We start from the raw sequence: 24,887 nt of genomic DNA, 5'->3' as shown, positions 1-24,887 counted from the left end.
CCGGGAACGGTGGCCGTTTCTTTTTCATTTCACGGTCGATTGATATCTGCATGAAGCACCGCATCTCCCGCAGTGAGCGCATCACCATTCGTGGCCTGCGCTACAACATCCGTCACTGGGGCGCGGAAGGCAGTCCCGTCGTGTTCTTTCTGCACGGCTGGATGGATGCCTCGCCGACCTTTCAGTTCGTCGTCGATGCGCTGGCCCAGGATTGGCACATCATCGCGCCCGACTGGCGCGGTTACGGCGATTCCGAGTGGTTGTCACGTCCCTACTGGTTTCCCGATTACTACGCCGACCTGCATGAGATCCTGGCGCATTATTCGCCGGGGCGGCCGGCGCGCCTGGTCGGTCACAGCATGGGCGCCAACATCGCCGGGATCTACGCCGGTGCGTGTCCGAAGCGCGTGGCGCAACTCGTCATGCTCGATTTTCTCGGGCTGAAGCCGGCGCCCGACGAGGACTCGCCGACGCTGATCGGTCGTTGGCTGCGACATCTGGCGCGCACGCCGAGCGGCGGCGCCTACCCGCATTGCGAAGCCTTCGCACGACGCTTCATCGAAATGAATCCGCGCCTTTCCGAGACGCGTGCCGCCTTCCTTTCACAGCATCTCTGCCGCTTCCGCGACGATGGGTCGGTCGAGTTGAACTGCGACCCTTGGCATCGCGTGCCCTCACCGATGGTCTATCACGCCGAGGATAACCTGGCCTGCTGGCAACGGATCGAGGCGCCGGTGTTGTTGGCGATCGCCAGTCATGGCTATGCCAATTTGCGTTTTGGCAACGATCCGCCCGAATTCGCCCGGCGCGTTGCGTGTTTTCGCGACGTCCGCGTCGTCGCCATCGACGATGCCGGTCACAACGTCCAGCATGACCAGCCGGAGCAGGTGGCGCGCGCGATCGAGGGCTTTCTCGCCCGGGACTGAACGCTTGTTTCAGTGATCTGAGCAGCACGCCGCGCTTGGCGAAAGAGGCCGCCGATATCATGTCGTGCGCATAGACTACTCAATGCCGATCGGGTGGCGCATAATCAACGTTTTGGCCAGTCAAGGAGCATAACGTGCGCAGCATGAAAATCGGGAAGTCGGGCATTGAAGCGTCGGTGGTCGGGATCGGCGCCTGGGCGATCGGTGGCGACAGCATGTGGGGCGCGAGCGACGATGCCGAGTCGGTGCGCACGATCCATCGCGCCCGCGATCTCGGCGTCACTTTGCTTGATACCGCGCCGGCCTACGGCTTGGGGCACAGCGAGGAGGTTGTCGGCAAAGCCTTGACGGGGCGTCGCGGCGATTATGTGTTGTCGACGAAGTGTGGTCTGCGCTGGGATATTGGCGAAGGCGCCTTCATGATGGAGCGCGATGGCGTGCGCATCGTGCGCAACTCGCGTCCGGAAAGTCTGGCGCAGGAAGTCGAGGCCAGCCTGCGTCGCCTGAAGACTGATTACATCGACATCTACATCGTGCATTGGCAGGAATTGCCGGAGTTTCCGTGCCCGATTGCCGATACCATGGGTTATCTGGGCGAACTCAAGCGGCAGGGCAAGATCCGCGCGATCGGCGCGTCCAACCTCAGCGACGCGCAGTTCATGGAGTACGTGGCGGCCGGCCAGCTTGATCTCATCCAGGAAAAATTCAGCATGCTCGACCGCGGCGTCGGTGACCGGCTCATGGGGCTCTGCGGGACGCACGGCGTCACGTTCCAGGCGTATTCGCCGCTTGAGCGCGGCATCCTGACTGGCAAGATCACGGCGGCGACGCAGGTCGAAATGGGGCTGGCGCGCAGTCGGATCAAATGGTTCCAGCCCGAGAACCTGAGCAAGATCGCGGCCTTGTCGGAACGCTGGGCGCCGTTGTGCAAGAAATACGGCTGTTCGATGACCCAGCTGGTGATCGGCTGGACGGCGGCGCAAGGCAACGGCAGTAACGTCAGTGTCCTGTGCGGCGCCCGCAAACTGCACCAGATCGAAGACAACGCCAAGGGCGGCGATATCGTTCTCGATGCTGCCGACATCGCGACGATGCGCGCCGATGTCGAGGCGATTGCCTGAGGGACTGAAGGGAAATGAGGCGACCGCGCGGTCGCCTCATGGTTAGAGCTTGCGGATCTTCTCGAGCAGGGCGGTCGTCGACTTCTGGTGGATGAACGGGATCGATACCGTTTTTCCGCCCCAGCCGGCGACCTCGGTGTTGCCGACGATCTTTTCGACCGGCCAGTCACCGCCCTTGACGAGGATGTCTGGGCGGCAGTCGAGGATGCGCTCGATCGGCGTGTCCTCGTCGAACCAGGTTACCAGCGAGACGCATTCGAGAGCCGCCATGACGGCGAGGCGGTCGGCGAGCGCGTTGACCGGGCGGTCATCGCCTTTGCCCAGGCGGCGCACCGATGCGTCGGTGTTGAGCGCGACGATCATCGACGCACCCAGCGCGCGGGCTTGCCCGAGCAGGGTGACGTGGCCACGATGCAGGATGTCGAAGCAGCCGTTGGTGAACACCAGCGGACGCGGCAACTGCGCCAGCCGGGCGGGCAGATCCTGCGGTGCCACGATCTTGGTTTCAAAGGCAGGGGTCGGGTGATCCATCGTATCTGCACTCATCGGGCGGCGGGTCAGCGAGGCTCGTTGCCAGGCTTGGCATTGGCCGGCGCGGCATCGATTTCGCGGGCGCGCGCGACGCTGATGATCTCGAGCAGATTGACCACCTTCTTGACGCCGGCGGTGGTCGCGGCGACGTGCAGGGCCGCGTCGGCCTCGGCCTGGGTGACCGTGCCGAGCAGGAAGGCGACGCCGGCCTCGGTGACGACCTTCACGTGCACCGGATTGAACTTGCCGTTATCGACCGAGCGGCTCTTGATCTTCGAGGTGATGAAGGCGTCATTGCTGCGCGCGGTGAACGACGAGGACGGCGCCACCACCAGTTCATTGTAGGTGCCGTGGACGTTAGGGACGTCGCGGACAAGGCGGTCGACCTCGGCCTTGGCTTCTTCGGTGAAGGTTTCGCCGGTCAACAGGACCTTGCGGTTGTAGCTGGTGACGTTGACGTGGGCGCGGTCGCCGAGATTGTCGCGAATGCGCGCCGAGGCTTTCCATTCGATCGACTCATCTTCGGTTTGCGTGCCGACCGAACGGCGGTCGACGGCGGCCAGAACACCGACCGTGGCGCCGGTGGCGACCAGCGGGAGGCAGCCCTGCAGGGTGGGCAGCAGTGTGGCGCCGAGCAGGAGGGCGGCAATCAGACGCTTGTTCATCATTCAACTCCCAAAAGCAGACAATCGATGGCATCGCAGAGGCAGTGGATGGTCAGCAGGTGGACCTCCTGAATGCGTGCGGTGCGGGAAGAGGGGACGCAGAGGTGGATGTCGCCGTCGCGCAACATCGCACCCATTTTTCCGCCGCCCTTGCCGGTCAGTGCGACGACGCGCAGGTCGTTCTCGTGTGCGGCGTTGATCGCCTCGATGATGCTCGGCGAATTGCCCGAGGTCGAGATCGCCAGCAGTACGTCGCCGCTCTGGCCGAGCGCGCGGACCTGGCGCTCGAAGATGGTGTTGTAGCCGTAGTCGTTGCCGACGGCGGTCATGATCGAAGTGTCGGTGGTCAGTGCGATAGCGGCGAGGCCCTGACGCTCGACTTCGAAACGGCCGACAAGTTCGGCGGCGAAGTGCTGGGCGTCGGCGGCCGAACCGCCGTTGCCGCAGGCCAATACCTTGCCGTTGCCAACAAGGCTCGCGACCATCGTTTCGGCGGCCTGAGCAATCAGGGGCGAGAGCAATTCGACGGCGTCGAGCTTGGTTTGGGCACTGTCGGCGAAGTGCTGCCCGATACGTGAAATCAGATCCATGGTGTGGTGGCGGCAAATAACGAAGGCGCTAGTCTAACATTTCTCCCGGCTTGCTTCCTTTGAGTGCCGGATCGTTTCCGAGAACGACGAAAATCTCGAACTCGATCCGACGCCACGGGTCGGGGTCCTCGCGCAAGGCGGCGATGCGTGCGACGAGTCGTTCGCCGGCGTCGAGGGCGCGCGCGACGGAACGGTTTTCGGCGCGTGGCACATAGCCCAGCGTTTGCGCACGCCAGTCGATGCGAACGGCATTGCGGTCGTGGCGGTTGTCGGCTTCGCGCACGAGTTCGAGACGGTCACCGGCTTGAAGTTCGCGCCAGCGTTGGGGCGCGGTATAGTACTGGCTGCCGGCCAGCGGCGAGCGTTGCACCAGAATCCGGATGGCATCGGCTGCGATTGCCGGTGTGGTCAGCGCCGCCAGCAGCGCGAGGCGAAGGCGCCTAATCAGCGGAGATCGCATCTTGGAGCCAGGTCGTTTCGTCGCCGTCGATCAGGACGCAGTCGATCCGGCAATCGCTCCCGGTTTTTCTTTCGGCGACGAGGAAGTGGTGGGCGGCGCGCACGATCCGTTCCCGCTTCGTCGTCGTGATGCTGGCAGCGGCGCCGCCGAAGCGGCGATCGCGGCGCTGGCGGACCTCGACAAATACCAAGGTCTTGCCGTCATGGCAGACGAGGTCGATCTCGCCACCGGGGCAGCGGTAATTGCGGCGCCACACCGTCAGTCCTCGTCGTTCGAGGAAGCGTGCCGCCTGATCCTCGGCGCGTTTTCCGCGGGCGGTCGTGGTATCGTTGTCGTCCCTCATCGAAGTCTCCGCCATGACGCAAGAAGCCGCCGCATTGTATGTCGTACCGACCCCGCTCGGAAACCTGTCAGATATGACACAGCGCGCCATCGAGGTGTTGCGGCAAGTCGACTGGGTGGCGGCCGAGGATACGCGGCACAGTGCGCCGTTGCTCAAACATTTCGGCGTGTCGGCGCGGTTGCTGGCGACGCATGAACACAACGAGGAAGCGGCCGCTGGGCAGATCATTGCGCGCCTTGAGGCCGGCGAGTCGGTGGCGCTTGTCTCCGATGCCGGCACCCCGGCGATTTCCGACCCAGGCGCGCGACTCGTCGCCCGCGTGCGTGCCGCCGGTTTTCGCGTCGTGCCGCTGCCGGGGCCGTGTGCGGCCATCACCGCCTTGTCGGCGTCGGGTTTGCTGTCGCCGCATTTCCTGTTCTACGGATTCCTGCCGGCCAAGACACGGCAACGCGAGGAGGCGTTGCGCGAACTTGCCGATCTGCCGTGTGCGCTGGTGTTTTATGAGGCGCCGCACCGGATCGTCGAGATGGTGGCGTCGCTGGCAGCGGTTCTTGGGGCCTCGCGCACGCTGGTCGTTGCGCGCGAACTGACCAAGTTGTTCGAGACGATTCATGTCTGTCCGCTCGGCGAGGCCGTCGATTGGTTGAATGCCGACGCCAACCGGCAACGCGGCGAATTCGTCCTGATCGTCTCCGGCGCCGAGCCTGACAAGGATGCCGGCGACGGCGAACGAGTGCTTGGCCTGCTGCTTGCCGACGGTCTGCCGGTCAAACAGGCGGCGCGGCTTGCCCATGTCATCACCGGGGCGCCGAAGAATGCCCTGTACGCACGCGCATTGGAACTGCGCGCCGTGGCCGAGGCGGCGGAAGCGCCGGACGCTTTGGGCTGAACGATGGCGACGGCGCGGCGTTGCCTTTGCTAGAATGGCTGCATCCCCATTTCAAGACAAGATCATGGCGCCCAATCGAATCACGCTGACCTGTCCGGACGACTGGCATCTTCATCTGCGCGACGGCGCCGCGCTGGCGGCGGTCCTGCCTCATTCGGCGCGGCAGTTCGCCCGTGCCATCATCATGCCGAACCTGCGTCCGCCGGTGACCACGCTCGACGCCGCGCTGGCCTACCGTCAGCGCATTCTCGCCACGCTTCCCGCCGGCAGCCGCTTCGAGCCGCTGATGACGCTGTATTTGACCGACAATACGCCGGCCGACGAAATCCGGCGGGCTTTCGAGAGCGGTGTGGTCAAGGCGGTGAAGCTATATCCGGCCGGTGCGACGACCAACTCGGACGCCGGGGTGACCGATCTCGCCAAGTGCGACGCCGCGCTCGCCGAGATGGCGCGCTGCGGCATGCCGCTGTTGGTCCATGGCGAAGTGACCGATCCGGCGATCGATATTTTCGACCGCGAGAACGTCTTCATCGAGACGGTGCTGCAGCCTCTGTTGCGGCGCCATCCTGGCTTGCGCGTCGTTTTCGAGCACATCACGACGGCAGACGCGGCCGCCTATGTCGCGTCGGCGGGTGACAACGTCGCGGCAACGATCACGGCGCATCACCTTCTGTACAACCGCAACGCCATCTTTACCGGTGGGGTGCGTCCGCATTACTACTGCTTGCCGGTGCTCAAGCGCGAGACGCATCGCCAGGCGCTGGTTCGGGCGGCGACTTCGGGCAATCCCCGATTCTTCCTGGGGACCGATTCGGCGCCGCATGCGCGTCACACCAAGGAGGCCGCCTGCGGCTGCGCCGGGTGTTATACCGCGCTGGCGGCACTGGAACTCTACGCCGAGGCCTTTGATGCGGCCGGTGCGCTCGACCGGCTTGAGGCCTTTGCCAGCTTCAATGGCCCGGATTTTTATCGTCTGCCCAGAAATGCCGGAACACGCACGCTCGAACGCGTGTCGTGGCCATTGCCGGCCGATCTGCCCTATGCTGATGGCGAGCGTCTGGTGCCGCTGCGGGCGGGTGAGACGGTGGCTTGGAAGTTGGTTGATTAAGCGCAACTTATTGGGAGAATTATCGTGCGTGTTTTTCGCCTGTTTCCTCTGCTGGCCTTGTCCCTGTTGGCAGGTTGTTCGGACCAGCGGGCGACGTTCGAGATCACCGGGGGCGCGCATTCGCTCAGCCTGATCCGAATCACCCGCTTTCCGTGGGAAAAGACCGCGCAGTATGCGCTGGTGGCGGCACGCATGCCCGATTGCATGCGCAAGCACGCCATGCCCGATGCGGGCCTTGAGGTGAAGACCGAGGTGTTTTCGCCGGGCAATGACGCCTGGATTATCCGTCAGGGCGGTCGGATGTATGTGACCGAGACGCGCACCTGCCAAGGCTTCGCCAAGCTCGACAAGGCGCCGGACGAAGGTTTGGGCGATCTGGTCGGGGCGTTCGAAATGCGCGGTGGTGCATTGGTGTTTACGCCGGCGCCGAAGGCCCCGCCGGCGCCGCCCGCACCCCCCGTGGCCCCGTCCAGCGAGGCCCCGCCGGCCGTGGCACCTGCCGTCGGCGACACTCCCGGCACGCCGAAGAACTGAGATCCCGCCTCGGCAGCGTGTCGAGGCGGTATAATTCGCCCGGGAAGTCGGTCAGGCAACCGCTGCGTGCTTCGGCACGGGGAGGAAAGTCCGGGCTTCATAGAGCAGGATGCCGGCTAACGGCCGGGCGCTATACGCCGCAAGGCAAAGGCGACGGAAAGTGCAACAGAGAACAGACCGCCGATGGCTCATGCAGGCAACTGCGGGCACAGGCAAGGGTGAAACGGCGAGGTAAGAGCTCACCGCGGACGTGGTAACACGGACGGCACGGCAAACCCCATCCGAAGCAAGGCCAAATAGGGAAGCATTCGGCGTGGCTCGCGTCGCTTCCGGGTAGGCTGCTTGAGCGGCTCGGCAACGGGTCGCCTAGAGGAATGGTTGCCCACGACAGAACCCGGCTTATCGACCGGCTTCCCAATTCTTCTGTCAGTGACTTGATCGGCTGGTTTCCGGCCGCCTCCTTGCGCCATCAATCGGCGTGAGGCGCAACCCCTGTTGAAATGCTTGCTTACGGGTGTGCGTCAAAGCGGACCGAGAGTCCCGCCGCGGTGTAGTCGGTGACGAAGCTGACGCCACAAACCGGGCAGCAGTGTGCGTGGGCGCCTGCCTCGATGTCGACAAGCATGCGTTTGCCGCAGGCTTCGCAACCAATATAGCGATGCAGTACCGGCAGGGCGGCGCCCTTGTTTTCTGACCGATGGCTGTTGTCGGATGTCATGGCTGCAATTCCAAATTCATAGAACGAAACGCTGCTGCGATTGTAGCTGGAATACAACGGCGGTCGTGCGCAGGGTTTTGCGGCGGAGTCAATCCCGATCGTGATAAACAACTTTAAGTTGTATTTTTTCCGTGTTGTTTTTTAAGGGAAAAATTTTTAAAATTTTTCTCCGCATTGTCGGCTAAGTCATTGTACGGATTGGGAAAAGTGGCCAGAAAACGCTTGCGTTGGCGTAATCTTTGCCTTAAAGTGGGTGAAAGTGGTGAAAAGTGGGGAAATTGGTTTCCCCGCGGAGTCAACGAAGGGAGCGGTTTGGATGTTTCAGGGTGCGACAGCGCTGAGTCTCGATGCCAAAGGGCGGCTCGCCATACCGGCGCGCCACCGCGAAGCGCTCGTCGCGGCGTCGGCTGGGCAGTTGGTGCTGACCGCGCATCCGCATCGTTGTCTGTTGCTCTATCCCGAAGCCGCCTGGTTGCCGATTCGCGACAAGGTGTTGGCGGCGTCGAGCCTCAATCCCCAGTCGGCGGCGATCAAGCGCCTGCTGGTCGGTAATGCCCGCGAAGAGAGCGTCGATTCGGTCGGTCGCTTGCTCGTCGCTCCGGAGTTGCGGCAGTTCGCCTTGCTCGAGAAGCAGGTCTGGCTCGTCGGTCAGGGCAGCCATTTCGAAATCTGGTCGGATGCGAACTGGCAGAAGCAACTGGAGATATTTACCGGCATGGGCGACCAACTGCTGCCGCCGGACCTTGAGGGGCTGGCGCTGTGAGCCTTGGCTCGCTCCATCAGACGGTTTTATTGCAGGAAGCGGTGGAATCGCTGGGAATCAAGCCCTCCGGCACTTACGTCGACGGGACCTTCGGTCGCGGCGGGCACAGTCGCGCGATTCTTGCGCGTCTTGGTCCAGCCGGGCGCTTGCTGGCGCTCGATCGAGATCCGCAGGCCGTGGAGGTGGCGCGCGCCATCGACGACCGTCGGCTGCTCGTCGCGCACCGCTGGTTCGGCGATCTCGCCGAAGCGCTGGCGCAATTCGGGATCGACAAGGTGGATGGTGTGCTGCTCGATGTCGGCGTTTCTTCGCCGCAGATCGACGACGGCGCACGGGGATTCAGTTTTCGTTTTGATGCGCCGCTGGACATGCGCATGGATACCACGCGGGGCGAAACGGCGGCTTCGTTCCTGGCAGAGGCCGGAATCAGGGATATTACGGAGGTCATTAGAAATTATGGCGAAGAACGGTTTGCTTTCCAGATTGCAAAGAAGATTGTGGCTACTCGGAGCGAGCGGCCTATTGCAACCACCGGCGAACTCGCCGCGCTTGTACGCGAGGCCGTGCGGACCCGTGAGCCCGGCCAGGATCCGGCGACGCGCACCTTTCAAGCTCTACGGATTCACGTCAATCAAGAGCTCGAGCAGCTTGCTCTAGCCCTGCCACAGGCGATGAATGTTTTGGCCCCCGGGGGGAGGCTGGTGGTGATCAGCTTCCACTCGCTCGAGGATCGTATCGTCAAGCGCTTCATGCGCTCGCACGCGCTCGCCGATACCTTGCCGAAGCATTTGCCTTTGCGTTCGGTTGACTTGCCGTCGCCGCCCCTGCGGCTGGTCGGCAAGGTGGTCAAGCCGTCGGCAGAGGAGATTGCCGCCAATCCGCGTGCTCGTAGTGCGGTGATGCGCGTCGCCGAGCGTTTGGCGGAGGCGGCCTGAGATGATCCGCGTCAATATGCTGCTGCTCTTGATTGCCGTTTTCTGCGCGCTCGGCGCAGTGACGTCGCAACACAAGGCGCGCAAATTGTTCCAGGGGCTTGAGGCCGAGCAGGAACGGTCGCGGCAGCTCGAGGTCGAGTTCGGTCAATTGCAGTTGGAACTGTCGACCTGGGCGACCTCGCCGCGGATCGAGAAGATTGCCCGTGAGCGCTTGAAAATGCGCGTGCCGGAAACCGGCAAGGTCATCAACGTGGCGCCTGAAGGAGCCGCGCGATGATGAATTTCAAGGGCGCGCGCGCGCACAAGTTCGCCGAGAGTCCGGTGCTCAAGCTGCGTCTGCCGGCCTGGCGTTCGCGCCTGATGGGACTGTTGATTGTCGGCGGCTTTGCGCTGCTGATAGGTCGTTCGTTCTATCTGCAGGTGTTGAACAACGAGTTCCTGCAGGAAAAGGGCGAATCGCGCTATAAGCGGGAACTCGAGATTTCGGCGTCGCGCGGACGCATTGCAGACCGCAACGGAGACGTGTTGGCGATTTCGACGCCGATGAAGTCGGTCTGGGCCTTGCCGGCCGAGGCGCGACTGACGCCGCAACAGACGCAACAGTTGGCGGCATTGCTTGAGATGGATGCCAAGGAATTGGCGCGACGCCTGGCCAGCGACAAGAGTTTCGTTTTCCTCAAGCGCCAATTGCCGCCCGAGATCGGTGATCGCATCGCCGCGCTCAAGCTGCCCGGCGTCGGTCTGGACAAGGAATATCGTCGCTATTATCCGACCGGCGAAATGACGGCGCATGTGGTTGGCTTCACCGGCGTCGATGACAAGGGTCTGGAAGGCGTCGAGCTGGCGTTCCAGCCCCAGTTGCTGGGTCATCCCGGCAGCCGCAGCGTGATCAAGGATCGGCGCGGGCAGATCGTCGAAGACGTCGGTTCGATCCGTCCGCCGCAGGACGGCAAGGACATTCGTCTCGCGCTGGATTCGAAGATCCAGTATCTCGCCTACAGTCATCTCAAGCAGGCGGTGTCGGATCACAAGGCCAAGGCCGGTGGTGCCGTCGTGCTCGACGCGAAGAGCGGAGAGGTGCTGGCGCTCGTCAATTGGCCGACCTACAACCCGAATAACCGCGAGCGCCTGACCGGGGCGCAATTGCGCAACCGGGCGCTGACCGATACCTATGAACCGGGCTCGGTGCTCAAGCCCTTCACGATCGCGCTGGCGCTCGAAGCCGGCAAGGTGCGTTTCGACACCGTCATCAACTGCGCGCCCGGCAAGCTGACCATTGGCACGGCGACGATTTCGGATGCGCATCCGCACGGCGCCTTGACGGTGGCGCAGGTCATCCAGAAATCCTCGAACGTCGGCACGGCGAAGATCGCGGCGACCTTGCAGCCGCAGCAGATGTGGGAAATGTTCGATGCGGTCGGGCTGGGTCAGCCGCCGCACCTCGGCTTCCCCGGCGAGGTCGGCGGACGTCTGCGTCCGTGGAAATCCTGGCGGCCGATCGAGCAGGCGACGATGTCATACGGGCACGGCCTGTCGGTGTCCCTGATCCAGTTGGCGCGGGCCTACACGGTTTTTGCGCGCGAAGGCGACATCATTCCCTTGAGTCTGACGCGCGTCGACGGTGATCCGATCGGCGCGACGCCTGTATTCAGCCAGCAAACCGCCCGCGAAGTCCGGGCGATGCTCGAGTTGGCGGTGCAACCGGGCGGGACGGCGCCACGGGCGCAGATCCCCGGCTATCGCGTTGCCGGCAAGACCGGCACGGCCTACAAGATCGAAGGCGGGCAGTACGTGAAGAAATATGTGGCGTCCTTCGTTGGCTTTGCGCCGGCGTCCGATCCGCGTCTGGTGGTTGCGGTGATGATCGATGAACCCGGTGGCGCGGCGCACTACGGTGGCGACGTGGCCGGGCCGATTTTTGCGACGGTCATGAGCGGCGCGCTGCGCACGCTTGGCGTGCCGCCCGATGCGCCGGTACGGATGGCGGAAAGCCATGCGGCGCGCAAGGAGGCATTGTGAGTGAAGAAATGAAGACCCCCGCCCAGCGCGCTGCCGAACTTCTGCAGCGGTTTGCCGCGATTGGCGTAATGCCGACCGGGGTCGCCGACGACAGCCGGCAGATCGAGGCCGGTGACCTCTTCGTTGCCTATCCGGGCGATCTCGCCGACGGTCGGCGCTATATCGCCGATGCCGTCGCTCGCGGGGCCGTCGGCGTGGTGTGGCAACCCGGCGGCGAATTCGAATGGAATCCTGCGTGGCGCGTTGCGCAACTGGCCGCCGACGATTTGCGTTCGTTGTGCGGTCCTTTGGCCCATGCGGTGTTCGGGCGGCCGAGCGAGCGGCTGTCATTGATCGCCATTACCGGCACCAACGGCAAGACGACGATCAGCCAGTGGCTCGGGCGCGTGCATCCACGTCGTTGCGCGATGATCGGTACGCTGGGCGCGGGATTCTCCGGGCAACTGGTCGAAACCGGCTTCACGACGCCGGAAGCGACGACCTTGAATCGCTGGTTGCGGCGCTTTATCGATGATGCCGGCCAGGCGTGCGCGCTCGAAGCCAGTTCGATTGGCATCGAGGAAGGGCGGCTGGATGCCGTTCGGGTCGATACGGCCGTGTTCACGAATCTGACGCGCGACCATCTCGATTACCACGGGTCGATGGCGGATTACGCGGCGGCGAAGGAACGTTTGTTCCGCTGGCCGCAGTTGCGGTTGGCTGTCATCAATGTCGACGATCCCTTCGGTCGCGAACTGGCGCAGCGCACGACGGCAGCGAAAGTCTTGTGCTATTCGCAGTCCGGTGTGGGCGAAGAGGGGGCGGGCATGATTCGGGCCGAGCAGGTCGAAGAGACACTGATCGGCATGCGCTTCCGTCTGTGTACACCCGCCGGGCGTGCGGTGGTCGACACCGGATTGCTGGGGCGCTACAACATTTCCAATCTGTTGGCGGTGGCGGCCGTGCTGATCGATGCCGGTCTGACGCCTTCCGCCGTGGCGGAGCGCTTGGCCGGGCTGACGCCGCCGCCGGGACGGCTGGAGAAAGTCGGTGGTGACAACGAGCCGCTGATCGCCGTCGATTACGCACACACGCCGGACGCGCTCGAAAACGCGCTGAATGCCTTGCGCGGCCTGGCGGACACCCGCGGCGCGCGTCTGACCGTGATATTCGGTTGCGGTGGCGATCGCGATCGCGGCAAGCGGCCGCTGATGGGCGAGATCGCCGTGCGGTTGGCCGACCGTGTCGTGCTGACCAGCGACAATCCGCGCAGCGAGAAACCGGAAGCGATTCTCGAGGAAATCCGCGTCGGCGCGCCGATGGCCGAGGTCATCGTTGATCGCGGTGAAGCGATCCGGCGCACCGTGCTGGCGGCGCAACCGGGCGAGGTGATCCTGCTCGCCGGCAAAGGACATGAACCCTATCAGGAAATCGCTGGCGTGCGCCGGCCGTTTTCCGATGTAGACGAAGCGCGAGCCGCCTTGGTGACGCGCAAGGAGAATCGCGCATGAGCATGATGAGCTTGCATCAGGCGGCGCAGGCCATGGCGGGCGAGTTGATCGGCGCCGATGCCATGATCGAGGGGGTGTCGACCGACAGCCGCACGATTCGCGCTGGCGAGTTGTTCGTCGCGCTGCGCGGCGATCGTTTTGACGGGCACCAATTTGTCGCCGCCGTGCGCGATGCCGGTTGCGCCGCGGCCGTTGTCGATCGCGCCGGACGTGACGAACTCGTGTCGCTCGGTCTGCCGCTGATCGTCGTGGCCGATACCCGCCTGGCGCTGGCGGCACTGGCCGCCGCCTGGCGCGCCCGTTTCTCGATTCCGGTGGTCGCGGTAACTGGCAGTAACGGCAAGACGACGACCAAGGAAATGATCGGCGCCATCCTGTGCGCCGCTTACGGCGACCATGTGCTGGCGACGGCGGGTAATCTGAACAATGACATCGGCCTGCCGCTGACGCTGCTGCGTTTGCGCGACGATCATCGCGCCGCCGTGATCGAGATGGGCATGAACCATCCGGGCGAGATCGCCAGTCTCGCCGCGATCGTGCGGCCCGACGTGGCGATCGTCACCAACGCCCAGCGCGCGCACTTGGCCGGCATGGGCACGGTCGAGACGATTGCGGCCGAAAAAGGCGCGGTCTATGGCGCGTTGTCGGCGCAAGGTGTCGCTGTCATCAACGCCGACGACCGCTGGGCCGGGGTGTGGCGATCGCAAGCCGCCGGCCATCGCGTCATGGATTTCTCGCTCGATGGACAGGCGCCGGTGAGCGGTCATTGCCAAACGCATGGCCTTGAAACGCTGGTGACGATTTCCGCGCAAGGCGAGGAAATCCGCATCCGTCTCGCAATACCCGGTGCGCATAACGCGCGCAACGCGTTGGCAGCGGCGGCGACAGGCTTGGCCGCCGGTGTGCCGCTGGCCGCGGTGCGCGAGGGCTTGGAACGCTTTGCCGGCGTCAAGGGGCGTTTGCAACGCTGCGTCGGCGTTCATGGCGCGACGCTGCTCGATGATACGTACAACGCGAATCCCGATTCGGTGCGGGCGGGGATCGATGTCCTTGCCGCGACGATCGGTCGGAAAATTCTGGTGCTTGGCGACATGGGCGAAATCGGCGACATGACCGGGCAGTTTCATGACGAAATCGGCGGGTATGCCAAGAGCCAGGGCATTGACCGATTGTTTGCGCTCGGCGAGTCGAGTGCCGTGGCGGCCTATAACTTCGGGCAGGGCGGCGAGCACTTCAAGAGCGTCGAGGATCTGGCGGCCCGGCTGTCGTCCGAGATGACGCCGGAGACGACGGTGCTGATCAAGGGCTCCCGTTTCATGCGCATGGAGCGCGTGGTCGATGCGGTACTTGCCGACGGCGAAACCAAGGCCGGGGAGAGCCACTGATGATACTGATCCTGACACAATGGCTGGCGCAGGATGTGCGCGCGTTCAACGTCTTCAACTACATCACGCTGCGCGCGGTGCTTGCGGCAATGACGGCGCTGCTGATTTCCTTCGCCGCCGGTCCGGCGGTGATTCGCTGGCTGACGGCCAAGAAGATCGGTCAGGCGGTGCGTACCGACGGCCCGCAGACGCATCTCGTGAAATCCGGAACGCCGACCATGGGCGGCGCGTTGATCCTGATTGCGATCGGGATGACGACGCTGCTGTGGGGTGATCTCTCGAACCGCTACGTCTGGGTGCTGCTGATTGTGACGATCGGCTTCGGCGCCGTCGGCTGGTATGACGACTGGAAAAAAGTGGTCTATCGCGATCCGAAAGGGCTGGCGAGCCGCTGGAAATATTTCTGGCAATCGGTGATCGGCCTGGCGGTTGCCGTGTATCTCGGTATGACGGCGACGGTGCCGGCGCAGATGCAACTGATCGTTCCTTTCTTCAAGACCGTTTCCTACCCGGTCGGCGTCATCGGCTTCATCGTCCTGAGCTATCTCGTCATTGTCGGTACCAGCAACGCCGTCAACCTGACCGATGGTCTCGATGGGCTGGCGATCATGCCGACGGTGCTGGTCGCCGGGGCGCTGTCGATTTTTGCCTATGTCGCCGGCAATGCCGTCTTCGCCCGCTACCTCATCCTGCCCTACATTCCTGGCGCCGGCGAGTTGACCGTGTTCCTCGGCGCGATGGTCGGTGCCGGACTCGGATTTCTCTGGTTCAACGCCTATCCGGCGGAAGTGTTCATGGGCGATGTCGGCGCGTTGGCCTTGGGCGGTGCGCTCGGTACCGTCGCCGTGATCGTCCGCCAGGAAATCGTGTTGGCCATCATGGGCGGCGTCTTCGTTGCCGAAACCCTGTCCGTGGCGGCGCAGGTGCTGTACTTCAAATTCACCGGCGGCAAGCGGATCTTCCGCATGGCGCCACTGCATCACCACTTCGAATTGGGCGGCTGGAAGGAAACGCAGGTCGTCGTCCGTTTCTGGATCATCACCATCATGCTGGTGCTGGTCGGCCTCTCAACGCTGAAGATTCGTTAAGATGAACGTGCAAGGCAAACAGGTTCTGGTCATCGGGCTCGGCGAAAGCGGGCTGGCGATGGCGCGCTGGCTGGCGCGCGAAGGAGCCTCTGTACGCGTCGTCGATAGCCGCCAGGCGCCGCCGAACGCAGCCGCCTTGAAGGCCTCGCTGCCGGCCGCTGAACTCGTCTGCGGCGGTTTTCCCGACAGCGCGTTTGCCGGCATCGATCTGATGGCGATTTCTCCGGGCGTGCCGGTCGAGACGCCCGCCGTGCAGGCGGCATTGGCGCGCGGCGTACCGCTCGTCTCCGAAATCGAATTGTTCGTCTGGGGCGTGCGTCGACACGCGTCGGCTTCGCGCCTTATCGCCATCACTGGCAGCAACGGAAAAACCACGACGACCGCGCTGACAGCGCATCTGCTCAATTCCATCGGCATGACGGCGGTGGCGTGCGGCAACATTTCTCCGTCGGCGCTCGATGCGCTGATGGCGGCACAGGATTCGGGCGCCATGCCGAAGGTATGGGTTGTCGAGCTGTCGAGCTTCCAGCTCGAAACGACACAGTCGCTGGCCGCCGATGCGGCGACGGTGCTCAATGTTAGCGAGGATCATCTCGATCGTCATGGCGACATGGCCGGCTATGCCGCCGCGAAGGCGCGTGTGTTCGCCGGCGCGCAGGTCCGCGTCCTCAATCGCGACGACGCCGTGGTCGCAAGCTGGGCGGATGCCGGCGAGCGCTGCGTTTCCTTTGGCCTCGATCGTCCGAGCCGGAATAATGATTACGGCATCGACGGCGGCTGGATCGCGCGGGGCGCCGAGCGCCTTGTCAAGATCGCGGTGCTGCCGATTTCCGGTTTGCATAATGCCGCCAATGTCATGGCGGCGCTGGCGCTGTGCGAGGGCGTCGGTGTTGCGCCGCACAGCCTGTTCGATGGGCTGATGCGTTTCTCCGGATTGGCGCATCGCGTCGAGAAGGTGGCCGACATAGCCGGTGTCACCTATTTCGACGATTCCAAGGGGACGAATGTCGGCGCCACGCTCGCCGCGCTGCAGGGCTTGGGCCGCAAGGTGGCGATCATTCTCGGTGGCGAAGGCAAGGACCAGGATTTCACGCCGCTGCGTGCGGCGCTGGCGATGCACGGACGTGCGGTGGCACTGATCGGGCGCGATGCCGGACTGATCGGTCGGGCGATCGATGGCTGCGGTCTGCCGACACAGGTCTGCGCCGATATGGATGCGGCCGTGCGCTGGTGTGCCGAGCAGGCGAAAGCCGGCGATGCCGTGCTGTTGTCGCCGGCCTGCGCCAGCTTCGACATGTTCCGTAACTATGCCCATCGCGCCGAAGTTTTCATCGCCGCTGTGCGCGAACTTGCCGGTGGGGGCGACTGATGGTTCCGTCCTTCGATACGCCGCGCCGCGAACCCGCCGAAGTCGATCTGGCCCTGCTCTGGAGCGGGCTGTTTCTGCTTTTGCTGGGCATGGTGATGGTGTATTCGGCTTCGATCGCGATCGCCGAGGCGGGACGGCATACCGGGAATCATCCCGCCTATTTTCTCGTTCGTCATGGCTTTTTCCTGGCCATCGGGCTGATCGGTGCCGGGATGGCTTTCCAGGTTCCGTTGAAAGTCTGGGAAAAATTGGCGCCGTGGTTGTTCGTCGCCGGATTCGTCCTGCTGGCGCTGGTGTTGGTGCCGGGTATCGGGCGCGACGTCAATGGCGCCCGGCGCTGGTTGTCGCTCGGCCTTGTCAACCTGCAGCCGTCCGAGTTGATGAAGCTGTTTGCCGTCCTCTATGCCGCCGACTACACGGTGCGCAAGATGCCGCACATGCATGATCTCAAGAAGGCGTTCCTGCCGATGGCCGCGGCGATGTTCATTGTTGGCGTGCTGCTGCTCAAGGAGCCGGACTTCGGCGCCTTCGTCGTCATCATCTCGATTGCCATTGGCATCCTGTTCCTCGGCGGCATGCGGGCGCGTCTGTTCGCCGTCCTGATCGTCTTGTTGATGGTGGCGTTTACGGTGCTGATCATCGTCTCGCCGTATCGACGCGACCGTATCTTCGGCTTCATGGATCCCTGGTCCGATGCCTTCGGGCGAGGTTATCAACTGTCGCACGCCCTGATCGCGTTCGGCCGCGGCGAATTGCTGGGCGTCGGTCTCGGCGCCAGCGTCGAAAAGCTCTTCTACTTACCCGAAGCGCATACCGATTTCCTGTTGGCGGTGATTGCCGAAGAACTTGGTTTCGCCGGTGTGGTCGTTGTCATCGCCCTGTTCGGACTGCTCGTTCAGCGCGCTTTCATCATCGGTCGCCAGGCTGTCGCGCTCGATCGATTGTATCCGGCGCTGGTCGCGCAAGGGGTCGGCATCTGGATCGGCGTTCAGGGGTTCATCAACATGGGCGTCAACATGGGGCTGTTGCCGACCAAGGGCTTGACCTTGCCGCTGATGAGTTTCGGCGGATCAGGCATTCTTGCCAACTGCGTCGCGCTCGCCATCCTGCTGCGCGTGGATTGGGAAAATCGGCAATTGATGCGTGGAGCGAAGTTATGAGCGAACACGCGGCTTATCAATTGACGATTTCGGCGCAGGCTAACCCGGCGAAGCCGGTGTTATGCCGTAGCCAAAATCGGCAGCTTATGCGAGGGGCGAAGCTATGAAAAAGAAGACGCTCCTTGTCATGGCGGGTGGTACCGGTGGTCACGTGTTCCCCGGGCTTGCCGTTGCCGATGCGCTGCGAGATCGCGGCTGGCATGTCGTCTGGATGGGTAATCCCGATGCCATGGAAGGCAAGCTCGTGCCTTCGCGTGGTTACGAAATGGCCTGGCTCAAGTTCGGTGCGCTGCGCGGCAAGGGGTTGGTGCGCAAGCTGCTGCTGCCGCTCAACCTGCTGTCGGGCTTTCTCCAGGCATGGAAGCAGATTCGGCGCGTGCGACCCGACGTGGTTCTCGGCATGGGCGGCTACATCAGTTTTCCGGGCGGCATGATGGCGGTATTGGCCGGTTGTCCGCTAGTTGTGCATGAGCAGAATTCGATCGCTGGGCTTGCCAACCGCGTTCTCGCCAAGGTTGCGAGCCGTGTTGTCTGCGGTTTTCCCGATGCCTTGCGCCAAGGCGAGTGGGTCGGCAATCCGGTGCGCGCCGACATCGCCGCGCTGCCGCCGCCGGCCGAGCGTTTCGCCGGGCGCCCGGCGCAGCTTCGCCTGCTCGTGCTTGGCGGCAGCCTCGGTGCGGCAGCGATCAACGAGATCGTGCCGCAGGGGCTGAGCCTGATCGCGGAATCCGAGCGGCCGCTCGTCGTCCATCAGGCCGGTGCGCGCCACATCGATGAGTTGAAAGCGAATTATGCGGCTGCCGGTGTCCATGCCGATTGCGTTGCCTTTATCGAAGACATGGCAGGAGCATATGCCTGGGCGGACCTGGTGCTGTGCCGTGCCGGCGCGCTGACGGTCGCCGAATTGGCGGCAGCGGGCGTTGCCAGCATTCTCGTTCCCTTCCCGCATGCCGTCGATGACCATCAGACGGCCAATGCCAAATTCCTGGCGCGGGTTGGCGGCGCGGTGTTGTTGCCGCAATCGGAATTGACGCCGGAATCGGTCAGTCTGCTCCGCAACTACACGCGCGGGCAGCTGCTGCAGATGGCAGAGAAAGCGCGGTCCCTGGCCAAACCGGAAGCGGTCGAGGCGGTGGCGAGCGCATGTGAGGAACTGGTGAAATGAAACACAAAGTCAAGAACATCCATTTCGTCGGCATCGGTGGCTCCGGCATGAGCGGGATTGCCGAGGTGCTATGCAATCTCGGTTTCGGCGTGAGCGGCTCCGATCTTGCTGATAATCCGACGACGCGCCGTCTCGCCGGGCTCGGTATTCGCATCGCCGTCGGTCATGCGGCCGAGAACGTGATCGATGCCGATGCCGTCGTGGTGTCGACGGCAGTGCGCGAGGACAACCCGGAAGTTCAGGGCGCGCGCGCGCGCAAGGTGCCGGTGGTGCCGCGTGCGCAGATGCTGGCCGAATTGATGCGGCTCAAGCAGGGCATCGCGGTGGCGGGTACTCACGGCAAGACGACGACGACGAGTCTGGTGGCGTCGATTCTGGCCGAAGGCGGCATGGACCCGACATTTGTCATTGGTGGGCGGCTGAATGCCGCCGGCGCCAATGCTCGGCTCGGATCGGGCGATTTTCTGGTGGCCGAGGCGGACGAGTCGGATGCGTCCTTCCTGTATCTGTCGCCGGTGATCTCGATCGTTACCAACATCGATGCCGATCACATGGAAACCTACGGGCACGACTTCGGTCGGCTCAAGCAGACGTTCGTCGATTTCCTGCAGCGCCTCCCGTTTTATGGCGTTGCCGTATTGTGCGCCGACGACCCGAACGTGCGCGAAATCATGCCGCAGGTATCGAAGCAGATCGTCAGCTACGGTCTCGCCGAGTCGGCCAACGTGCGAGCGGAAAACATCGTCGCGCAGGACGGCCAGATGAAATTCGATTGCGTGCGCGTCAATGGCAGCATCAGCCGTTTTCCGGTGACGCTCAATCTGCCGGGCATGCACAACGTGCTCAACGCGTTGGCGGCAATCGCCGTGGCGACCGAAGTCGGTGTCAGCGATGCCGCGATCATGAAGGCGCTGGCGGAGTTCAAGGGGGTCGGGCGGCGCTTCCAGCGCTATGGCGAGATCGCGTTGCCGTCGGGCGGTCAGTTCACGCTGATCGACGATTATGGTCATCACCCGGCCGAGATGCGGGCGACGATCGCAGCAGCACGCGGCGCCTTTCCCGGCCGTCGCTTGCTGTTGGCATTTCAGCCGCATCGCTATACGCGGACTCGCGATTGTTTCGAGGATTTCGTCGCCGTGCTGAGCAGCGTCGATGCACTTGTCTTAGGCAACGTCTATGCCGCGGGTGAAGCGCCGATTGTTGCCGCCGATGGGCGTTCCCTGGCACGCGCATTGCGTGTCGCAGGTAGGGTCGAGCCGGTGTTCGTCGAGGAGATCGCCGATATGCCGGCGGTGATTCTCGACGTGGCGCGTGATGGCGATGTGGTGATTACGATGGGGGCCGGCTCGATCGGTGCAGTCCCCGGGAAATTGGTCAAAGGTTGATGATGGCGGAATTTGGAAAAGTGGCGGTCCTGCTGGGCGGCGTTTCGGCCGAGCGGGAAGTGTCTTTGAAGAGTGGTGCCGGCGTGTTGGCGGCGCTGCAACGGCAAGGCGTCGATGCGCAGGCATTCGACCCGGCCGAGCGCTCGCTCGGTGAGCTGGCCGGCTTCGATCGTGTATTTGTCATGCTGCATGGGCGCGGTGGCGAAGACGGAACGATCCAGGGGGCGCTCGAGTTGATGGGTATTCCCTACACCGGCAGCGGTGTCATGGCCTCGGCGGTCGGCATGGATAAGTGGCGGACGAAGCTGCTGTGGCAGGCGGTCGGTTTGCCGGTCCCCGATTTCGTCATGCTCGATGCATCGAGCGATTTCGCCGCGGTCGAACGGCGTCTCGGCTTGCCGCTCTTCGTCAAGCCGGCGAGCGAGGGATCGTCGATCGGCGTCAGCAAGGTGCGTGAGCCGGGCGCGTTGGCGGCAGCCTTCGGCGAGGCGGTGACGCATGACCGGCTGGTGATCGCCGAGCAGGGCATTCTTGGTGGCGAATATACCGTTGCCATTCTTGGCGACGAAGCGCTGCCGATCATCCGGATCGTGCCGGCCACCGATTTCTACGATTACGAAGCGAAGTATCTGCGCGACGACACGAAATATCTCTGCCCCTGCGGATTGCCCGAAGCGCGCGAAGCCGAGTTGCGCGCGCAGGCACTCGAGGCCTTCCGGGCGCTCGGCTGCCGCGGTTGGGGGCGTGTCGATTTTCTGATGGATGAGGCCGGCAAGGCGTATTTCCTTGAGGTGAATACCTCGCCGGGCATGACCGATCACTCCTTGGTGCCGATGGCGGCACGGGTGGCCGGGATTTCTTACGACGCGCTGGTGCTGCGCGTGCTCGAACACGCGACGCTGGGATGATCGATGTGGAACAAACCGCAACTGATGATCGCCGTCTCCGACCTCTTGTGGGTCGCCGGTGCGGCGTCGTTGCTGGTGTCTGCCGTCGTCTGGGGAGCGCGCATGCCATGGTTCCCGCTCAGGGAAGTGGTTTTCCAGAGCGAGTTGCGCGAAGTGCGGCGCAACGAGGTCGAGCGCTCGCTGGCCGGACGGCTACGGGGGAATTTCTTCAGCGTCAGCCTGGAAGGCGTGCGGCAGGCGCTAGAGGAGCTGCCGTGGGTGCGGCAGGCCGAGGTGCGGCGCCAATGGCCCGGACGCCTCGAGGTGACGATCGAGGAGCACGAGCCTGTGGCCTTCTGGGGGCAGGCGACGGGACAGTTGGTCAACACGCATGGCGAGGTCTTCTCGGCGGTGATGACGGTGCCGCCGGCGACGCCGATGCCGCTTCTGGTCGGGCCGCCGGGCATGGCGCCGGAGATGCTCGGCTACTTTCGGCTGGCCGAATCGATCATGAAGCCGGTCGGCCGCTGGCCCAAGGTGCTCAACGTTTCGGCGCGCCAGGCACTGCAGATTCGCTTGGACGACGGCATGCTCGTCGAGTTGGGCCGGCAGCAGGCGAAGGCGCCGATTCGCCAGCGCATCGAGCGTTTCGTCGAGTATTACCCGAGTGTGCTGACCGCCGCGCGTCAGCGCCCGAGTGTCGTCGATATGCGGTATCCGAACGGGTTTGCGTTGCGCGTCAACGTCCCCGCGGCGCCGCTTTCAGAGAGTAAAGGGAAACAATGAGTAGGGATAGCAAAGAACTCATCGTCGGACTCGACATCGGCACGACCAAGGTCGTTGCTCTCGTCGCGGAGATCACCCCTGAAGGCCGGCTCAACATCGTCGGCATGGGCTCTCAGGATTCCCGCGGTCTCAAGAAAGGCGTAGTGGTCAACATCGAGGAAACGGTGGCGACCATCTCGCGCGTCATGCAGGAGGTCGAGTTGATGGCCGACTGCAAGGTCAAGGACGTCTATACCGGCATCGCCGGCAGCCACATTCGCAGCTTCAATTCGAATGGCATGGTGGCGATCAAGGACAAGGAAGTCACGCCGATGGATGTCGATCGGGTCGTCGAGACGGCGCGGGCGATGCCGATTCCGGCGGACCAGGAGATTCTCCACATCCTGACGCAGGAATTCATCATCGACGACCAGGACGGCATCCGCGAGCCGATCGGCATGAGCGGATTCCGCCTGGAAGTGAAAGTGCATATCGTCACCGGTGCGGTCTCGGCGGCGCAGAATATCGTCAAGTGCGTGCGGCGCTGCGGTCTGGAAGTTAACGACCTGGTGCTGCAGCCGCTGGCGTCGAGTTATGCCGTGCTCTCCGAGGACGAAAAGGATCTCGGCGTCTGCCTCATCGATATCGGCGGCGGGACGACCGATCTTGCCATCTGGACGCAGGGCGCGATTCGCCACACGTCGGTGATTCCGATTGCCGGCGATCAGATTACTAATGACATTGCCATGGCACTGCGCACGCCGACGCGCGAGGCCGAGGAAATCAAGCGGAAGTTCGGTTGTGCGTTGTCGGATCTCGCCGATCCCGAGGACGTGCTCGATGTCGCCGGTGTCGACGATCGTCCGTCGCGCCGCCTGTCGCGTCGTGCCCTGGCCGATGTGATCCAGCCGCGCGTCGAGGAACTCTTCGAACTGATCCAGGCCGAGTTGCGTCGCTCCGGTTTCGAGGAAGTGTTGTCGTCCGGCATCGTCCTGACCGGCGGCTCCTCGGTGATGCCGGGAATGATCGAGTTGGGCGAGGAAGTCTTCCACATGCCGGTCCGTCTCGGCATCCCGAAATACAACGGTGCGCTGGCCGATGTCGTGCAGAACCCGCGTTTTGCCACGGCTTGCGGCTTGCTCATGGAGGCCCAGGCGCAGCGCAAGCGGGGCCTCAAGGTACGCGAGACGCGCGACGTCAAGCAGGTGTTCGGGCGCATGAAGTCGTGGTTCGAGAAAAATTTCTAATCAATTCTTAACGGTTTTTTGTAGAGGAGAGCGTCATGTTTGAAATCATCGACAGAGAAGAAGCGGCAAGCGATTCGGGGACGGTGATCAAGGTGATCGGCGTCGGGGGAGCAGGCGGCAATGCCGTCGATCACATGATCCGCGAAGGGGTGATGGGCGTCGACTTCGTTGCCGCCAACACGGATGCGCAGGCGCTCAAGCGCTCGGTCGCGCACCGCAAGGTCCGGCTCGGCAAGAGCGGTCTGGGTGCCGGTGCCAAGCCCGAAGCCGGGCGGACGGCCGCCAACGAAGAGCGCGAGCAGATCGCCGAGTCGCTCAAGGGTGCGCATATGGTCTTCATCACCGCCGGCATGGGCGGTGGCACGGGAACCGGTGCCGCGCCGATCGTCGCGGAAGTGGCGCGTGAAATGGGTATTTTGACCGTTGCCGTCGTGACAAAGCCGTTCATGTTCGAGGGCAAGCGGCTGAAAATCGCCGAAGCCGGCATCGCCGAACTGCAGAAGAACGTCGATTCCCTGATCGTCATCCTCAATGACAAGTTGATGGACGTGCTTGGCGACGACGTGTCGATGGAAGAGGCGTTCAAGGCGGCGGACAACGTGCTGCGCAACGCCGTCGGCGGGATTGCCGAGATCATCAATTTCCCGGGCCTCGTCAACGTCGACTTCGAAGACGTGCGCACGGTCATGGGTGAAATGGGTATGGCGATGATGGGGTCGGCCAATGCGTCCGGCGTCGATCGCGCCCGCATTGCCGCCGAGCAGGCGGTGGCCTCGCCGCTCCTCGAAGGCATCAATCTGTCGGGTGCCAAGGGGGTTCTCGTCAATATCACCTCGACGCGCGGCCTGAAGATGAAGGAAGTGAACGAAGTGATGAACACGGTGCGCGAATTCGCCGCCGAGGACGCGCATATCATCTTCGGCGCCGTCTATGACGAGTCGATGGGTGAGGAAATCCGCGTCACGGTTGTCGCCACCGGCCTCGGTCAGGCACAGGTCCGTCGCCAGGGCTTCTCGATTGTTGATACGCCGGTGGTGCAGGCGACCGGGACGGATGGCGCTTTTGCGGCTTCGTCCTCGGCGATCGATTATGGCTCGCTTGACGTGCCCGCGATCGTACGCAAGGGGCGCAGCACGACGGTCGAGGCGCTGGCGAACAGCGGGGTGGATCGGTATGACATTCCGGCCTTCCTCCGCAAACAAGCCGATTGACGGCCGGCTGCGCTTGGCGATACGGCGTTGCATCCCGCCTTGCATAGCGCTGCTATGCGGCGGCGGTCTGCGCCTTGTCTCGCCTGCGCTCGCGGCCTAGCGCATAGCAAGACCTCACTCTCTCCTCAAAGGG

Annotated in this window: 26 protein-coding genes and 1 other RNA gene; 21 read left to right on the top strand and 6 right to left on the bottom strand. The window is 63.6% G+C overall.

Annotated features, from left to right (window positions below):
- The first annotated feature begins 50 nt into the window (after positions 1-50).
- Positions 51-926, top strand: coding sequence for an alpha/beta fold hydrolase (locus BLR25_RS11675; RefSeq protein ID WP_091937796.1), 876 nt, complete (start codon positions 51-53; stop codon positions 924-926).
- A 143-nt stretch (positions 927-1,069) separates the two neighbouring features.
- A complete protein-coding gene (locus BLR25_RS11670; RefSeq protein WP_245715547.1) occupies positions 1,070-2,047 on the top strand; it encodes an aldo/keto reductase in 978 nt (325 codons plus the stop codon).
- A 42-nt stretch (positions 2,048-2,089) separates the two neighbouring features.
- On the opposite strand, the gene BLR25_RS11665 is transcribed toward BLR25_RS11670, so the two are convergent.
- From BLR25_RS11665 to BLR25_RS11645, 5 genes are read right to left on the bottom strand one after another with little or no spacing between them, the layout of a single operon-like run.
- On the bottom strand, positions 2,090-2,578 hold the full coding sequence (locus tag BLR25_RS11665; protein ID WP_091937792.1) for an adenylyltransferase/cytidyltransferase family protein: 489 nt from the start codon (positions 2,576-2,578) through the stop codon (positions 2,090-2,092).
- 26 nt (positions 2,579-2,604) lie between these two features.
- Positions 2,605-3,246: a BON domain-containing protein gene (locus BLR25_RS11660; RefSeq protein WP_218122720.1), complete on the bottom strand. Its 642-nt coding sequence runs from the start codon at positions 3,244-3,246 to the stop codon at positions 2,605-2,607.
- Complete coding sequence (locus tag BLR25_RS11655) at positions 3,243-3,833, bottom strand: phosphoheptose isomerase (protein WP_091937788.1); 591 nt, start codon at positions 3,831-3,833, stop codon at positions 3,243-3,245. Before BLR25_RS11655 ends, BLR25_RS11660 begins: the two co-directional genes overlap by 4 nt.
- A 28-nt stretch (positions 3,834-3,861) precedes the next feature.
- Complete coding sequence (locus BLR25_RS11650) at positions 3,862-4,293, bottom strand: HIRAN domain-containing protein (RefSeq protein ID WP_091937786.1); 432 nt, start codon at positions 4,291-4,293, stop codon at positions 3,862-3,864.
- A complete protein-coding gene (locus tag BLR25_RS11645) occupies positions 4,274-4,636 on the bottom strand; it encodes a YraN family protein (protein WP_091938052.1) in 363 nt (120 codons plus the stop codon). The genes BLR25_RS11650 and BLR25_RS11645 overlap by 20 nt, the downstream gene beginning before the upstream one ends.
- 13 nt (positions 4,637-4,649) lie before the next feature.
- On the opposite strand from BLR25_RS11645, the gene rsmI reads away from it, so the two are divergent.
- The 4 genes from rsmI (at position 4,650) to rnpB (ending at position 7,585) form a co-directional block, all read left to right on the top strand.
- On the top strand, positions 4,650-5,525 hold the full coding sequence (rsmI, locus tag BLR25_RS11640) for a 16S rRNA (cytidine(1402)-2'-O)-methyltransferase (RefSeq protein WP_091937784.1): 876 nt from the start codon (positions 4,650-4,652) through the stop codon (positions 5,523-5,525).
- A 64-nt stretch (positions 5,526-5,589) separates the two neighbouring features.
- The gene (gene pyrC, locus BLR25_RS11635) at positions 5,590-6,633 is read left to right on the top strand and encodes a dihydroorotase (protein ID WP_091937782.1); all 1,044 of its coding nucleotides are present in this window, start codon (positions 5,590-5,592) and stop codon (positions 6,631-6,633) included.
- A gap of 24 nt (positions 6,634-6,657) precedes the next feature.
- Positions 6,658-7,167 (top strand): hypothetical protein, encoded by a 510-nt coding sequence (locus BLR25_RS11630; protein ID WP_091937780.1) that lies wholly within the window; start codon positions 6,658-6,660, stop codon positions 7,165-7,167.
- Positions 7,168-7,210: 43 nt separating this feature from the next.
- An RNA gene (gene rnpB, locus BLR25_RS11625) (RNase P RNA component class A) lies at positions 7,211-7,585 on the top strand.
- Positions 7,586-7,675: 90 nt separating this feature from the next.
- On the opposite strand, the gene BLR25_RS11620 is transcribed toward rnpB, so the two are convergent.
- Complete coding sequence (locus BLR25_RS11620) at positions 7,676-7,885, bottom strand: hypothetical protein (protein WP_143009837.1); 210 nt, start codon at positions 7,883-7,885, stop codon at positions 7,676-7,678.
- A 316-nt stretch (positions 7,886-8,201) separates the two neighbouring features.
- On the opposite strand from BLR25_RS11620, the gene mraZ reads away from it, so the two are divergent.
- The 15 genes from mraZ to ftsZ all read left to right on the top strand — a co-directional run bounded on the left by mraZ (position 8,202) and on the right by ftsZ (position 24,754).
- Entirely contained in the window at positions 8,202-8,648 is a 447-nt protein-coding gene (gene mraZ / locus BLR25_RS11615) for a division/cell wall cluster transcriptional repressor MraZ (RefSeq protein ID WP_091937776.1), read from the top strand.
- A complete protein-coding gene (rsmH, locus tag BLR25_RS11610) occupies positions 8,645-9,583 on the top strand; it encodes a 16S rRNA (cytosine(1402)-N(4))-methyltransferase RsmH (RefSeq protein ID WP_091937774.1) in 939 nt (312 codons plus the stop codon). Before mraZ ends, rsmH begins: the two co-directional genes overlap by 4 nt.
- A gap of 1 nt (position 9,584) precedes the next feature.
- Positions 9,585-9,860: a cell division protein FtsL gene (ftsL, locus tag BLR25_RS11605; protein ID WP_091937772.1), complete on the top strand. Its 276-nt coding sequence runs from the start codon at positions 9,585-9,587 to the stop codon at positions 9,858-9,860.
- A complete protein-coding gene (locus BLR25_RS11600; protein ID WP_091937770.1) occupies positions 9,857-11,602 on the top strand; it encodes a peptidoglycan D,D-transpeptidase FtsI family protein in 1,746 nt (581 codons plus the stop codon). Before ftsL ends, BLR25_RS11600 begins: the two co-directional genes overlap by 4 nt.
- Positions 11,599-13,092: a UDP-N-acetylmuramoyl-L-alanyl-D-glutamate--2,6-diaminopimelate ligase gene (locus BLR25_RS11595; protein WP_245715536.1), complete on the top strand. Its 1,494-nt coding sequence runs from the start codon at positions 11,599-11,601 to the stop codon at positions 13,090-13,092. Before BLR25_RS11600 ends, BLR25_RS11595 begins: the two co-directional genes overlap by 4 nt.
- A 2-nt stretch (positions 13,093-13,094) precedes the next feature.
- Positions 13,095-14,477, top strand: a complete 1,383-nt coding sequence (locus BLR25_RS11590) for a UDP-N-acetylmuramoyl-tripeptide--D-alanyl-D-alanine ligase (RefSeq protein WP_091938049.1) — start codon at positions 13,095-13,097, stop codon at positions 14,475-14,477.
- Positions 14,477-15,565: a phospho-N-acetylmuramoyl-pentapeptide-transferase gene (mraY, locus tag BLR25_RS11585; RefSeq protein WP_091937766.1), complete on the top strand. Its 1,089-nt coding sequence runs from the start codon at positions 14,477-14,479 to the stop codon at positions 15,563-15,565. The genes BLR25_RS11590 and mraY overlap by 1 nt, the downstream gene beginning before the upstream one ends.
- 1 nt (position 15,566) lies before the next feature.
- Complete coding sequence (murD, locus tag BLR25_RS11580) at positions 15,567-16,934, top strand: UDP-N-acetylmuramoyl-L-alanine--D-glutamate ligase (RefSeq protein ID WP_091937764.1); 1,368 nt, start codon at positions 15,567-15,569, stop codon at positions 16,932-16,934.
- Positions 16,934-18,094, top strand: coding sequence for a putative lipid II flippase FtsW (ftsW, locus tag BLR25_RS11575; RefSeq protein ID WP_091937762.1), 1,161 nt, complete (start codon positions 16,934-16,936; stop codon positions 18,092-18,094). Before murD ends, ftsW begins: the two co-directional genes overlap by 1 nt.
- 103 nt (positions 18,095-18,197) lie before the next feature.
- Positions 18,198-19,259: an undecaprenyldiphospho-muramoylpentapeptide beta-N-acetylglucosaminyltransferase gene (gene murG, locus BLR25_RS11570; RefSeq protein ID WP_091937760.1), complete on the top strand. Its 1,062-nt coding sequence runs from the start codon at positions 18,198-18,200 to the stop codon at positions 19,257-19,259.
- Positions 19,256-20,644 carry a UDP-N-acetylmuramate--L-alanine ligase gene (gene murC / locus BLR25_RS11565; protein ID WP_091937758.1) on the top strand — a complete coding sequence of 463 codons (1,389 nt, stop codon included), beginning with the start codon at positions 19,256-19,258 and terminating at the stop codon, positions 20,642-20,644. Before murG ends, murC begins: the two co-directional genes overlap by 4 nt.
- The gene (locus tag BLR25_RS11560; RefSeq protein ID WP_218122719.1) at positions 20,644-21,552 is read left to right on the top strand and encodes a D-alanine--D-alanine ligase; all 909 of its coding nucleotides are present in this window, start codon (positions 20,644-20,646) and stop codon (positions 21,550-21,552) included. The genes murC and BLR25_RS11560 overlap by 1 nt, the downstream gene beginning before the upstream one ends.
- 3 nt (positions 21,553-21,555) lie before the next feature.
- A complete protein-coding gene (locus BLR25_RS11555) occupies positions 21,556-22,317 on the top strand; it encodes a cell division protein FtsQ/DivIB (RefSeq protein WP_091937755.1) in 762 nt (253 codons plus the stop codon).
- A complete protein-coding gene (gene ftsA / locus BLR25_RS11550; protein ID WP_091937753.1) occupies positions 22,314-23,543 on the top strand; it encodes a cell division protein FtsA in 1,230 nt (409 codons plus the stop codon). Before BLR25_RS11555 ends, ftsA begins: the two co-directional genes overlap by 4 nt.
- A 35-nt stretch (positions 23,544-23,578) precedes the next feature.
- Positions 23,579-24,754, top strand: a complete 1,176-nt coding sequence (gene ftsZ / locus BLR25_RS11545) for a cell division protein FtsZ (protein ID WP_091937751.1) — start codon at positions 23,579-23,581, stop codon at positions 24,752-24,754.
- The last annotated feature ends 133 nt before the right edge of the window (positions 24,755-24,887 follow it).

It is taken from the genome of Propionivibrio dicarboxylicus (genome assembly GCF_900099695.1).
Classification (GTDB): domain Bacteria; phylum Pseudomonadota; class Gammaproteobacteria; order Burkholderiales; family Rhodocyclaceae; genus Propionivibrio; species Propionivibrio dicarboxylicus.
The sequence above is the reverse complement of the archived record's forward strand: the minus strand, read 5'-3'. Positions and strand labels throughout refer to the sequence as shown.